Raw genomic sequence first — 12,566 nt, 5'->3', positions numbered from 1 at the left:
CTTTATTTAGCCTACAATTGCGCCATTTTTAATATCTTCATCAACGGTAATTAATTTCAATTTACCATCGTATTCTACAGATAGAATCATTCCTTGGCTAATTTCGCCTTTCATCTTACGCGGTTTTAAGTTCGCAACAATCACAACTTTTTTTCCTAATAAGACATCTGTTTCAGGATAAAACTCTGCTACACCAGACAAGATTTGACGATGATCAGGATCACCAGCATCTAATCTAAATTTCAATAGTTTATCAGCATTTTGTACTTTTTCAACTTGAATAATTTCAGCAACTTTTAATTCATTTGGCTCAAATTGATCAAATGTCGTTTGAGGTAATGTTAAGTTTAGAGCCACATTTTCTGGATTCCAATCTAAAGAATCCTCTGTATCATTAACTGCCATTGCTTTACGCCCTTTCTTCTTATCTGAAACTGTCATTTGATCTTTAATATAGGCAATCTCTTCTTCAACATCTAAGCGTGGGAAAATAGGCGTTCCTTTTTCAACAACGACGCTGTCCATTGGGAAATCAGAGTAGTTTAATTCTTCAATAGCCATATCTGCCGTGTCTAAACCTAATTGTTCAAAAATTTCTTTAGGTGCATGCGTCATAATAGGTTGGATTAAGACAGCAATCACACGTAAACTAGCTGCTAAATGTACCATAACACTATCAAGTTCAGCTTTACGTGCTTCATCTTTAGCTAAAACCCATGGTTGTGTTTCATCAATATATTTATTTGTTCTAGCAACTAATTTCCAGATAGCATTTAATCCATCTGAGAATTCCATTTTATCCATTAATTCAGTATATTCCGTAATTGTATCTTCAGCTGTTTGACCTAAGTCTCCATCAAATTCAGTTACGTTACCCTTTAATGCTGGAATTTTACCACCATCGTATTTGTTAATCATCGCAACAGTTCTATTTAATAAGTTCCCTAAATCATTAGCTAAATCAAAATTAACACGTGAAACAAAGTCTTCTGGTGTGAAGACACCATCATTACCAAATGGTACAGCGCGCATTAAGTAGTAACGGAGTGCATCCAATCCATAGCGTTCTACTAACATTTCTGGATAGATAACGTTACCTTTTGATTTAGACATTTTACCGTCTTTCATTAACAACCAACCATGACCAAAAATTTGTTTTGGTAAAGGTAAATCGAGCGCCATCAAAATAATTGGCCAGTAAATCGTATGGAAACGCACGATTTCTTTACCAACCATTTGAACATCTGCAGGCCAATATTTATCAAATAGTTCAGTATCATCTGAACCATAACCCAAGGCTGTAATATAATTTGCTAAAGCGTCAATCCAAACATAAACAACATGTTTAGGGTTACTTTTAACTTTTACGCCCCAGTTAAATGTCGTTCTAGATACAGCAAGATCTTCCAAACCAGGTTTAATGAAATTATTTATCATTTCATTTTTACGTGATTCTGGTTGAATAAAATCAGGATGATCTTCATAATATTTTAGTAAACGATCTGCATATTTACTCATTTTAAAGAAATATGATTCTTCTTTAACTAATGAAACTTCGTGACCACTTGGCGCTTTACCACCAACCATTTTACCGTCATCATCACGGAAAACTTCAGCCAACTGTGATTCTGTAAAGAATTCTTCATCAGAAACAGAGTACCAGCCTTCGTATTCTCCTAAATAAATATCGCCTTGTTTAAGTAATTTATCGAAGATATATTGCACAGCTTTTTCATGTTGATCATCTGTTGTTCGAATAAATTTATCATTTGTAATTTCAAGGGTTTTCCATAATTCTTTAATATCACTAGCCATACCGTCGACATAAGCTTGTGGTGTTGTCCCTAATTCTTCAGCTTTTTGTTCGATTTTCAAACCATGTTCATCTGTTCCCGTTAAGAAGAAAACATCATATCCTTTTTGGCGTTTGTAACGTGCTAAGACGTCACACGCAATTGTTGTGTATGAATTTCCAATATGTAATTTACCAGATGGATAATAAATTGGTGTTGTTAAATAAAATGTGGGTTTTTCTGTCATTTTTTAAGACCCTTTCCGTATCGTATTTCATGTGTTTTTTAACATTCGTTCTGTATAAACTCCTTAACAGTATATCATAGTTTTCAGCCGATTTTAAGCAATAAAAAGAGACAGTCCGTGAGTTTAACATAGACTATCTCTTTTAAAATTAGCGTGCATATTTTTGAAATTGACGAATAATCATAATTTCTTTTTCAGATAGCTGTCCATCTAAAATGGTAATTAAAATCCGCCCAACCCGTCTTGGATCTTGTTTCAGTGCCGTGATACTAAACGTTATCGCCGCAACCATCAACGTTAGTAGTAACCCTTCACCTTTTGTGAAAACTGTTCCAAATAACGTTATTGGATTTCCACCAAAAAAACTAGAAAAACCAAAGTAAAACAGAATGAAGTCAAAAAACCGCTGAAAATAAGTTAGCCATTGTAATCTAGTCTTTAGATTATTTAATCGAGTAAAAATTTCACTGTGTTCAATCATTTTACAACAGTCCTTCACTATAATTTAATTTTAAAATCAACTAATTGTGAACCATTAAAATTTGTCAAATATCGATGAAATTCATCCTTTAAAATATAGGGTAACACAGGAACTAAATCAGGTGTTAGTCCGACGTTTTGCTTATTCAAAGCCCATTCAACTGGAAAGTCTGCTAAAATACCTTCTCGTGTTCTTTGTGGATATTGTTTTCCAAATGGTTGTTGTAAAGAGATATGAAATAACGCTATTGTAGCTTGATATTCGTCGTCCACTGACCATTCAAGATAACCCGTTGGTCTACATTGAGAATCGGTAATTTTGATTCCTGTTTCCTCATATAATTCACGAAGCATCCCTGCAAGTTCAGATTCTTGTGGTTCACGTTTACCACCAATTCCATTCCAAAGACCAACATATGGTTTTTTCAAACGATTTAATAATAAAATGTTGTTTCCAGCTGTGATAACAGCTAGATTATATTTTGCTAAATCAATCATTATTCAGCAGTTCTAACTATAAAGCGCATCTTAATTGTTTGCATTAATTCTAACACTGTCATATCGTACGTACGTAAAATAACCTCTTTTGAATCCGCATTTCTAGGTACTGTAATAACAAATGCATTTTGTTGATCATTCTTTTGAATACCAACATAAGCTGACGCAAAATTAACATTACTTTTAAATTCAGAATGCATAATATCAAACAATTGACGTACTTCTAATTTTAATTGACGTTCACTGAAAACTGGTGTTAACGTTGCAAACGTATTTAAGTACATTTTTGGTAATTTCCACGCTTCAAGTTGTGCATCGAAGGCTTTAAATAAGGCAACCGTTGCTCGGCGAGCTTCAAAAGGTGCACGTAAGTCATTAGATGTTAAGATTTCCAATAATTTAAGTGCAGCATCTGTTGCGATAGGGTAAAATTCTAAGAATTTTTCAGTAATTTGTTCCATATCTTCATTTTGAAAGAACACCAAAGCATCTAAAAGTGTGATTAATCGGTACATTCCCCATTCATCTGGGCCGCTACCTTCTTTAGGTTCAGCAGTCACTGTTGCCAAGATTCCTTGATAGAATAATTCTCTAATATTATCATCAATAAACCCATTTTCTTCTTGTAATCTAAAAATAGTCCCATGTAAAACCGTATCATAAAGTTGAACAGCCGTCGCATTGATTTTATCGTCGATATTAAAATCATCCGTTGTCATTTTTAACATTAATTCAGGTGCCTGATTAAGTTGCAAGAAAAAATGGAATAGTTCATGCGAAATCAAGTAATCAGGTGCTGTAATATCAGTCACATTAATAATGAAATTTCCATCTTCTAACCGAGATTCTACTTGTTGATGCTTAATAAACCCAACTTTTTCGCCACCATATTGAATTTTAATTTCTCCATCAAATTGTTCTTTAATTGTAGTAATTAAATTTTGTGTATTTTGGTGTAATGTAATCTCAACCATTTAATTATCCCCTTTTTTTCTTAATTCATTTAGTTTTTTTGTTGCAACCTCTGTATCTGGTCGATTCTCATTTTTTAATAACTCAGTTAATTGTGCCACTTCTTCGTCTACAGCGCCAACTTTAACTGCCAGTGATTTTAGTTGAAGACCCATATGTCCCTTTTGAATACCCTCAGAAACAAGTGCTTTAAGTGCCGCTAAATTTTGAGCTAACCCAACACTTGCAACCAAACTAGCAAGCTCTTTTGCTGATCGAATACCCATCATTTTTTTATTAATTTGAACCATTGGGACAATATCAATCGAACCCCCAACAACTCCTATGGGCATTGGTAATTTAATTATGCCAACTAAATTATCACTGACTATCGACCATTTCGTCAAGCCACGATACTGGCCATCTTGGCTAGCATAAGCATGAGCACCTGCTTCAACGGCACGCCAATCGTTTCCCGAAGCAATGAGAACCGCATCAATCCCATTCATAATACCTTTATTATGTGTGACGGCACGATATGGGTCAAGTTGAGCCACTCGACTTGCTGAGACAATTTTCTTAGCTATGTGTTCACCACTAATTTCTGCAGAATCTAACAACGTAAAAGGAATTGAGCAGCTTGATTCAACTAATGAATCTGTTGCGTAGTTGGATAGAATACTCATAAGGACGTCTTGTTTAAACTGTGTTTGCAGCGTTTCACCAACTGCCTCCATCATTGTATTTACACTATTAGCGCCCATTGCTTCTTGAACATCTACTGCTAAATCTACCGAAATTAGATCAGCTGCTAGTTTTCGAACTCTGACCCAACGTGCGCCACCGCCTCGTTTTACAAGTGAAGGACGAGCAGCATTCGCTATTTTAATTAAATTCAATTGTTGTTCATTAATTTGGTTGATAACGTTATCCGCATCATCAATATTTTCTAAAATAACTTGACCTATCATTAAGCGTGATTTAATTTTTGTTGTAAATCCACCCGCAGATGCAATTATTTTTGCCCCATTATTATTTGCCGCAATTACAGAAGGTTCTTCAGTTACCATTGGGACCGTCATCTTTTTTCCATCAACTAAATAATTAAACGCAATACCTTCTGGCAAGGTAAAATCTGCTATATAATTTTCAGTCATCTGATCCCCTAATTCATGATTAAGAGCATGCGTTTCTATTTCTAATTTTTCATCATCTGAAATAAGATTGTCATTTAATAAGGTTATTAATCTATCATGCCATTTTTTTTGATAAAATTTTATAAATTTTGTCATTACCTTAGTCCTTTTTGTTGTTTTTACTTTTAGTAAGAGAAATAATTGGTTTCTTAGCTTATTTTACGCTATTATAGATAGATAATATATTACTTTTAAAAAAAGGGGCGTACTAAAATGAAAAAAATATTAAGTCTTGCCAGTGTGTTATTGATTGCTCTTGCTTTAACCGCCTGCGGTAAATCGAAAGATACAGCATCCGATGTAACACAAACAAAGGGTACATTAACAATCGGATTAGAAGGTACTTACCGCCCTTATAGTTACCACGATAGTAACAATAAATTAACTGGTTTCGAAGTTGATCTTGGTAAACAATTAGCTAAAAAAATGGATTTAACGCCTAAATTTATCGAATCAAAATGGGATTCATTAGTTGCAGGATTAGATGCTAACAAATACGACGTTGTTTTAAACAACGTTGGTGTTACAAAAGAACGTCAAGATAAATACAACTTTACATCACCTTATATTTATTCAAAATCAATTTTAGTCGTCAAAAATAATAACTCTTCTATTAAAACGATTAAAGATATTAAGGGTAAAAAGATGGCACAAACGGTTACAAGTGAAAATGGAGCCGATGCTGAACGCCTTGGTGCTGATGTTGTCTCAACAGATGATTTTGCAAATACAATCAGTTTAATCCTAGATGGTCGGGCTGATGGTACCATTAACAGTAACGATGCTGTCTATTCATACTTAAAAGAAAAACCTGATACGAACATTAAAACAATTTCAACAGGTTCTGAAATTCCAGCATTAAAAGTTGCTGGCTTAATCCAACAGGACAACCCAAAATTACAAAAAGAATTAAACAAAGCACTTAAAGAATTACGTGCTGATGGCTCATTATCAAAACTATCAAAAAAATATTTTGGTAGCGACATCACAAATAAATAATTCCAAAAGGACTGGTGCAAAATCCATTTTGTCATCAGTCTTTTTTTATTAATAATAGATTAAGAGAGGTTCCGCGTTTATGAAACTTGTTATTGATTCACTCCCAACCATTTTAGAAGCTGGAATTCGCTACACTATCCCTTTGACGATAATTTCATTCGTTATCGGGATCATCATCGCAATTATCACCGCACTAGTTCGAATATCAGATATAAAAAAAGGCAGTACCTTCACCCAAATTTTAAAAGGGATTGGTAAAGCATTCTTTTCATTCTATGTTTGGATTTTCAGAGGAACGCCTTTGATTGTGCAATTATTTATCCTATTTTATGGACTACCTAGATTACCAGCACCTTATACAGTTGAATTCGGCGCATTCAGTGCCGCTGTTATTGTTTTTTCATTAAACGTTGGTGCTTATGCATCGGAAACAATTCGTGCAGCTATTCTATCAATTTCAAAAGGTCAGTGGGAAGCTGGTTACGCCATTGGTATGACACACACAACCGTGTTATTTCGCGTTATTTTACCACAAGCAGCACGGGTCTCACTTCCACCTTTATCAAATAGTTTCATTGGTTTAATAAAGGATACGTCATTAGCCTTCTCAATCACGATTGTCGAAATGTTTTCCGTTGGTCAACAAATTGCGGCAAGAACTTATGAACCTATGACCTTATACTGTGAAGTAGCGGTCGTTTATCTAGTCTTTTGCTCAATTTTAAACGTTGGTCAATATTATCTAGAAAAAAGAACATCGCGTTACATTAAAAATAACTAGGAGGTCTTAACTTTGATTAAATTTGAAAATGTTAATAAATACTTCGACCAACATAAAGTCTTAAAATCGTTGTCATTTGAATTACCAGAAAACGAAACAACCGTCATCGTTGGTCCTTCTGGTTCCGGTAAATCAACCTTATTACGCTCATTTAATTTATTAGAACAACCCGAAGAAGGTCTCTACTCATTAGATGATAAAAAGATCGACTTTACCCAACCAATCAGTGAAAAAACAATTTTGGAAGTTCGTCGTGAAACAGGTATGGTTTTCCAAGACTATAACTTATTTCCTCATTTAACTGTTTTGAAAAATGTTATGGAAGGACCCCTTCACGTTTTAAAGGAACAAAAATTAATTGTTGCACAACGCGCTGAAGAACTTTTAGAATTAGTCGGTCTTTCAGATCGTGCTAATTACTATCCAAGCCAGTTATCTGGTGGTCAACAACAACGTGTAGCTATTGCTAGAGCAATGGCAATGAATCCTAAATATTTATTATTTGATGAACCAACTTCTGCACTAGATCCTGAATTAGAAGCAGAGGTTTTAAGAGTTCTACTTAAGTTGGATATAGAAAAAAAATCAATGGTTATCGTTACTCATAATATGGCCTTTGCAAAAGCTGTTGCCAATAATATCATTTTTCTAGAAGATGGCAATATCTTATTTAATGGTTCACCAGACGAATTTTTCAATCACCCTACAGAACGCATTCAAAAATTTTTATCAGCAATGACATTCGAAGATATTTTACCAAAATAAAAAGACATCAATTTTTGATGTCTTTTTATTTACCTAATTTAGTTGTTAAATAACCTTCTCGGACACCACTTTCAGAAAAAATGACACCAACAGAATTTAAATATTGTCCCAGAACAACAACTGGTGCAATTCCACCTACAATAATATCCGCACGGTTAGAAGCTATACCACTGACTTGTGCACGCTTTTTAGTCGTCAAGCCTACCAAGTCCTCAAAAGTTAATGAAACTGCCTTACGTGACAATTGATAGCCATTAATTGCCTCCGTATTAATTAGCTTCTGTTTTTTGCGGTTTAAACGTCCAATAATTCGATTTGAGCCGCCAAGTAGTACGAGGGGCAACTCCATTGCTTCCTTCAACCACTCCAACTTTTGAAAAGCGGTCACCAAGTACTCCATTAACTGAAATAATTCTTTACTCGTAATCTGTTCATTTTTTAAATATTTTTCGGATAAAGTCACTGCACCAAATGGCAAACTCACAAGATGTACCACTTTTCGATTAACCACATGGATTAATTCACTGCTTGCGCCACCTGTATCCAAAATCAAGCAATCATGAATTGGTAAGGCTTCCATTACACCCATATAATCGTAATAAGCTTCATCATCCCCACTTAAAACTTCAATATCAGCACCAACTGCCTCTTTAATTCGACGTAAAAATTCTTTTTGATTTCGAGCCATTCGTACAGCTGCAGTGGCAATTCCATGTACAGCAACCGGTCCATAAATATCATATTGTTTTTTAAAACTAACTAAGGCTTCAATTGTCCTAGCCATCGCATGTTCCTGTAACACTCGGGATTTCCCCATCCCTTCAGATAATCGTGTTTCCGATTTTAAACGCTTAATTTCTTTAAATTGTCCATTATCAAGTTGTTCGTTAATTGATAATCGAACCGAATTTGAACCCAAATCCAATAAAACAAACTTTTCCATTATTACTCACCTCATACTAAATCAAAGAAACGTTTCACAACCGAACTAGTTAAAATAATTAATTCCAATCGCATCTCTAACTTCGTTCAATGTTTGGTTTGCAACAGCATTAGCTTTATCACTACCCGCTTTTAACATTGCATAAATGGCTTCAGGATCTTTAGCTAATTCAGCTCGTCGTTCACGAATTGGAGCTAACTCAGCTTCAAGTACTTCATTTAAATAACGTTTAATTTTAACATCGCCTAAGCCACCTGCTTGATACTGGGCCTTAAGTTCGGCAACTTTTTCAGTATCTTTATCAAAGATATCAAGATAAGTAAATACCATGTTACCCTCAACTTTACCTGGATCTTCAACATGAATATGATCTGGATCTGTATACATTGACATTACTTTCTTCTTCAATGTCTCCGCATCATCGGCAAGGAAAATCCCGTTTCCTAGTGACTTACTCATTTTTGCATTACCATCTAATCCAGGTAAACGTCCTTGCCCTTTTGGAGGGAAGACACCTTCTGGTTCAACAAGAATATCTTGTTGATAAATTGTATTAAAACTTCTAACGATTTCGCGTGTTTGTTCAATCATTGGTTCTTGATCATCGCCAACAGGTACAACTGTTGCTTTAAATGCTGTAATATCTGCAGCCTGGCTAACCGGATAAACAAAAAATCCGGCAGGAATACTGCGTTCAAAATTCTTTTGTTGAATTTCAGCTTTAACTGTAGGATTACGTTCCAAGCGAGAAACAGTTACCAAATTCAAGTAATAACTTGTTAGTTCCGTTAATGCAGGAATTTGAGATTGAACAAAAATAGTTGATTTGTTTGGATCAATACCAACCGCTAGATAATCTAACGCTACTTGAATTAAACTATTTTTAATTTTTTCCGGATCACGTGCGTTATCTGTCAAAGCTTGTTGATCAGCAATCATGATGAATATCTCATAATCACCAGAATTTTGCATTTCAACACGATTCTTTAATGAACCGATGTAGTGCCCGATATGTAGTTTCCCCGTAGGTCGATCCCCTGATAAGACTACTTTTTTTGTCATATTTACGCTCCCTTTCTATCTATAAAAAAAGTCCTATTGTTAGTAAATAACAATAGGACGACTGTCTCGTGGTACCACCTAAATTGCAGAATAAAATTCTGCCACTTACCGATAAGGAGGTTACCCAAAATTCTCATATATCCAATTCAGTCCGCCACCATACCTTCCAGCAAAATCAGTATGTCCCTGTTCTAGTTGGCGTTCCTACTTCGCAATAATCAATGAATTATCTATTAGTGTAAGTGTAGCGTGTTCAACAGAAAAAATCAAATAATATTAAATACTAGACGAATATTTCAAAAACCTTTAAACTAGGTCAATAGTACAAAGGGGGCATTAAGATGTCAGAAGAAGAAATCGAACAAAATAGAGTTGATTCAATTATTACTGAAATTAATCACCAATCTATTAAAACAGCCGAACTATGTGAAAAAGCACATAAAGAAACCTCATCAGTTGAAAAAAACTATGTAGATAATGCCAAAATCAATACTTTTGAAGTTGATGATAGAATTGAAACGAATGCCGAAGTGCAACAACAGAAACAATTGGTCGCCACGACTATCCAAACTGAAGAAATATTAGAAAAACAGGTTCATACTTTAAAACAATTAGGCGATTCACCTTATTTTGGACGTATCGACATCCAAGACGATGGCGATCCAGAACAGGAACAACTCTATATTGGTCTAGCCTCTCTAGTAGATGATCATCAAAATTTTCTAATACATGACTGGCGTGCACCTATTTCAAGTATTTATTATAACGGCGCATTGGGTCATATTTCTTATAAGACACCACAAGGAACTCAAATGACAGAATTATCCAAAAAACGTCAATTTCAAATTAAAGAAGGTAAAATCCTATCGATGTTTGATACCAATGAAACAATTGGCGATGAATTATTGCAACAAGTTTTAGGCGAACAAAGTGACACACAGATGAAAAATATTGTTTCTACAATTCAACAAGAACAAAACACAATTATTCGAGATACAACAAGTGACTTATTAGTTGTCCAGGGGGTTGCCGGAAGTGGGAAAACATCCGCTATTCTACAACGTATTGCATTTCTACTCTATCACTCAAGAACATCACTAAATGCGGATCAAATTATATTATTTTCTCCAAATCTACTTTTCAGTCACTATATTTCCGATGTACTACCTAGCCTGGGCGAAAAGAACATGAGACAAGTCACGTTAGCCGAATTCTTCTCTAATCGTTTTCAAGGATTAAAGGTTGAAACCTTATTTGAAAATTATGAGTCAAACAATAAACATGCTTCATCTGATTTAAGAGGTAATGCACTTTTAAAAAAAACAATTGAAAATTACTTAAATGCAGTAGATTCATCTGAATTAGCCTTCACAGATATCATTTATGAAGGTATCCCGTTCTTTAAAAAAGAAGAAATCGCTAATATATTTACACATCTACCACATAATATGTTGTCATCAGATAAATTTACCGCAACAAAAAATACACTAACAAAACGATTAAAAACTAGAATTGCCGAAATGGCAGAATCTGATTGGATGCGTGAAGAAATTGATTCGTTATCTGATTCTCAATATGAAACATATTTAAGTGATTATGAACGCGATGAATTTGATAGTATTGATAAAGAAATATCATATATTGGTACCATTATATTAAAAGATCGCTTTAATATTGTATATGATGCGATTTACAATAATTATTTTATTGATATTTATGAGCAATATGCTAAATTCCTTGAAATTACAATTTCAATAGAAGAAAAAAAATCATTCCAATCAAACTTAGAGCTTCATAAAATCACGTTATTAGATGCCACACCACTACTATTGCTACGAGACTTACTAACGGGTGATGGTCAAAATAGAAATATCGAACATCTTTTTATTGATGAAATTCAAGATTACTCTCCGCTGCAACTCTTATATTTAAAAAATTGTTTTCCTAACGCTAAATTAACACTTTTAGGAGATAGTGAGCAAGCTTTATTCTATGATTTAATCTTACCAGCTAAATTTTTAGAAAATTTAAATCATATTTTACAAGTTAAAAAAACTAATTTAATTATTTTAAATAAAAGTTACCGATCAACATTTGAAATTACTAATTTTGCAAAATCATTGCTACCAGACGGAAATAGCATTGAATCATTCACACGTCATGGCGAATTACCTAAAATATACTTTAGTAAAACCCGGGCTTCTGCACTAGCATCTTTAATAGCCCTAATTAAAAATGGTGATACTAATAACCAACCAGTAACTATCATCACTAAAAATTTGGCTGAATGTAAATTACTATATAGTGAACTCAGATCATTAGTAAAATTAACAATGGTTACAGATGGCGACAGAAAAATTCCAGAAGAAACAATAATATTACCTATTTATTTAGCTAAAGGCTTGGAATTTGATTCTGTTATTGCTTTTGATATTTCAAAAAAAAATTATATTTCAAAAAATGATCTTGGTACCCTTTATACTCTTTGTTCACGAGCAATGCATACCTTAACTATCTTTTCCATTGAGTCACTATCTCCGTTGCTTACGAATTCCATAAATAATTCTAGTGTTTTGATTGTTTAAATTTAGGTTGATTTATTTTTAATATTACTATAGACTTTTATAGTAATGCCGCTTTAGCTCAGTAGGTAGAGTATCACCATGGTAAGGTGGGGGTCACCGGTTCAAATCCGGTAAGCGGCTTTTTATTTTACAATCGCATAAAAAAAGGACATTAACAATTATGTTAATGTCCTTTTTTTATTTATTATTAGCATGGCAACGTCCTACCCTCGCAGGGGGCGACCCCCAACTACTCTTGGCGCTAAGAAGCTTAACTTCTGTGTTCG

The 12,566-nt window shown here is 34.1% G+C and carries 10 protein-coding genes, 1 tRNA gene, 1 rRNA gene and 1 pseudogene; 5 read left to right on the top strand and 8 right to left on the bottom strand.

Annotated features, from left to right (window positions below; all coding sequences use genetic code 11):
- Positions 1 to 6 precede the first annotated feature (6 nt).
- From metG to AC1RPX_RS06090, 5 genes and pseudogenes are all read right to left on the bottom strand, one after another.
- Entirely contained in the window at positions 7 to 2,040 is a 2,034-nt protein-coding gene (gene metG / locus AC1RPX_RS06110; protein ID WP_481761796.1) for a methionine--tRNA ligase, read from the bottom strand.
- Positions 2,041 to 2,188: 148 nt separating this feature from the next.
- Positions 2,189 to 2,521: a hypothetical protein gene (locus tag AC1RPX_RS06105; protein WP_409021927.1), complete on the bottom strand. Its 333-nt coding sequence runs from the start codon at positions 2,519 to 2,521 to the stop codon at positions 2,189 to 2,191.
- A gap of 17 nt (positions 2,522 to 2,538) precedes the next feature.
- Positions 2,539 to 3,018 (bottom strand): NUDIX domain-containing protein, encoded by a 480-nt coding sequence (locus AC1RPX_RS06100; RefSeq protein ID WP_481761797.1) that lies wholly within the window; start codon positions 3,016 to 3,018, stop codon positions 2,539 to 2,541.
- Positions 3,018 to 3,992 carry an IpaB/EvcA family protein gene (locus AC1RPX_RS06095; RefSeq protein WP_481761798.1) on the bottom strand — a complete coding sequence of 325 codons (975 nt, stop codon included), beginning with the start codon at positions 3,990 to 3,992 and terminating at the stop codon, positions 3,018 to 3,020. The genes AC1RPX_RS06100 and AC1RPX_RS06095 overlap by 1 nt, the downstream gene beginning before the upstream one ends.
- Positions 3,993 to 5,264, bottom strand: a pseudogene (locus AC1RPX_RS06090) (hydroxymethylglutaryl-CoA reductase, degradative); the annotation flags it as partial. It abuts the gene before it with no gap.
- Between the two features lie 114 nt (positions 5,265 to 5,378).
- Here AC1RPX_RS06090 and AC1RPX_RS06085 point away from each other — a divergent pair.
- The 3 genes from AC1RPX_RS06085 to AC1RPX_RS06075 all read left to right on the top strand — a co-directional run bounded on the left by AC1RPX_RS06085 (position 5,379) and on the right by AC1RPX_RS06075 (position 7,710).
- The gene (locus AC1RPX_RS06085) at positions 5,379 to 6,164 is read left to right on the top strand and encodes a transporter substrate-binding domain-containing protein (protein ID WP_481761799.1); all 786 of its coding nucleotides are present in this window, start codon (positions 5,379 to 5,381) and stop codon (positions 6,162 to 6,164) included.
- Positions 6,165 to 6,243: 79 nt separating this feature from the next.
- Complete coding sequence (locus AC1RPX_RS06080) at positions 6,244 to 6,945, top strand: amino acid ABC transporter permease (RefSeq protein ID WP_481761800.1); 702 nt, start codon at positions 6,244 to 6,246, stop codon at positions 6,943 to 6,945.
- Positions 6,946 to 6,957: 12 nt separating this feature from the next.
- Positions 6,958 to 7,710, top strand: a complete 753-nt coding sequence (locus AC1RPX_RS06075; RefSeq protein ID WP_481761801.1) for an amino acid ABC transporter ATP-binding protein — start codon at positions 6,958 to 6,960, stop codon at positions 7,708 to 7,710.
- Between the two features lie 25 nt (positions 7,711 to 7,735).
- Here AC1RPX_RS06075 and AC1RPX_RS06070 read toward each other — a convergent pair whose 3' ends face one another.
- Together AC1RPX_RS06070 and trpS are read right to left on the bottom strand one after the other, a co-directional pair.
- Positions 7,736 to 8,653, bottom strand: coding sequence for a Ppx/GppA phosphatase family protein (locus tag AC1RPX_RS06070; RefSeq protein WP_481761802.1), 918 nt, complete (start codon positions 8,651 to 8,653; stop codon positions 7,736 to 7,738).
- A 45-nt stretch (positions 8,654 to 8,698) separates the two neighbouring features.
- Positions 8,699 to 9,715, bottom strand: a complete 1,017-nt coding sequence (trpS, locus tag AC1RPX_RS06065) for a tryptophan--tRNA ligase (RefSeq protein WP_481761803.1) — start codon at positions 9,713 to 9,715, stop codon at positions 8,699 to 8,701.
- A gap of 341 nt (positions 9,716 to 10,056) precedes the next feature.
- On the opposite strand from trpS, the gene helD reads away from it, so the two are divergent.
- Both helD and AC1RPX_RS06055 read left to right on the top strand, forming a co-directional pair.
- Positions 10,057 to 12,300, top strand: coding sequence for an RNA polymerase recycling motor HelD (helD, locus tag AC1RPX_RS06060; protein WP_481761804.1), 2,244 nt, complete (start codon positions 10,057 to 10,059; stop codon positions 12,298 to 12,300).
- 47 nt (positions 12,301 to 12,347) lie between these two features.
- A tRNA-Thr gene (locus AC1RPX_RS06055) sits at positions 12,348 to 12,420 on the top strand.
- Between the two features lie 70 nt (positions 12,421 to 12,490).
- On the opposite strand, the gene rrf is transcribed toward AC1RPX_RS06055, so the two are convergent.
- Positions 12,491 to 12,566: ribosomal RNA gene (gene rrf, locus AC1RPX_RS06050) — 5S ribosomal RNA — on the bottom strand; the annotation flags it as partial.

The sequence above is a fragment of the Dellaglioa sp. CoH-56-MRSF-14 genome (assembly GCF_056782115.1).
The sequence above is the reverse complement of the archived record's forward strand: the minus strand, read 5'-3'. Positions and strand labels throughout refer to the sequence as shown.

Coding starts and splice junctions, on each gene's coding strand:
- metG (WP_481761796.1), bottom strand. CDS start 2,040: ATGACAGAAAAACCCACATTTTATTTAACAACACCAATTTATTATCCA.
- AC1RPX_RS06105 (WP_409021927.1), bottom strand. CDS start 2,521: ATGATTGAACACAGTGAAATTTTTACTCGATTAAATAATCTAAAGACT.
- AC1RPX_RS06100 (WP_481761797.1), bottom strand. CDS start 3,018: ATGATTGATTTAGCAAAATATAATCTAGCTGTTATCACAGCTGGAAAC.
- AC1RPX_RS06095 (WP_481761798.1), bottom strand. CDS start 3,992: ATGGTTGAGATTACATTACACCAAAATACACAAAATTTAATTACTACA.
- AC1RPX_RS06085 (WP_481761799.1), top strand. CDS start 5,379: ATGAAAAAAATATTAAGTCTTGCCAGTGTGTTATTGATTGCTCTTGCT.
- AC1RPX_RS06080 (WP_481761800.1), top strand. CDS start 6,244: ATGAAACTTGTTATTGATTCACTCCCAACCATTTTAGAAGCTGGAATT.
- AC1RPX_RS06070 (WP_481761802.1), bottom strand. CDS start 8,653: ATGGAAAAGTTTGTTTTATTGGATTTGGGTTCAAATTCGGTTCGATTA.
- trpS (WP_481761803.1), bottom strand. CDS start 9,715: ATGACAAAAAAAGTAGTCTTATCAGGGGATCGACCTACGGGGAAACTA.
- helD (WP_481761804.1), top strand. CDS start 10,057: ATGTCAGAAGAAGAAATCGAACAAAATAGAGTTGATTCAATTATTACT.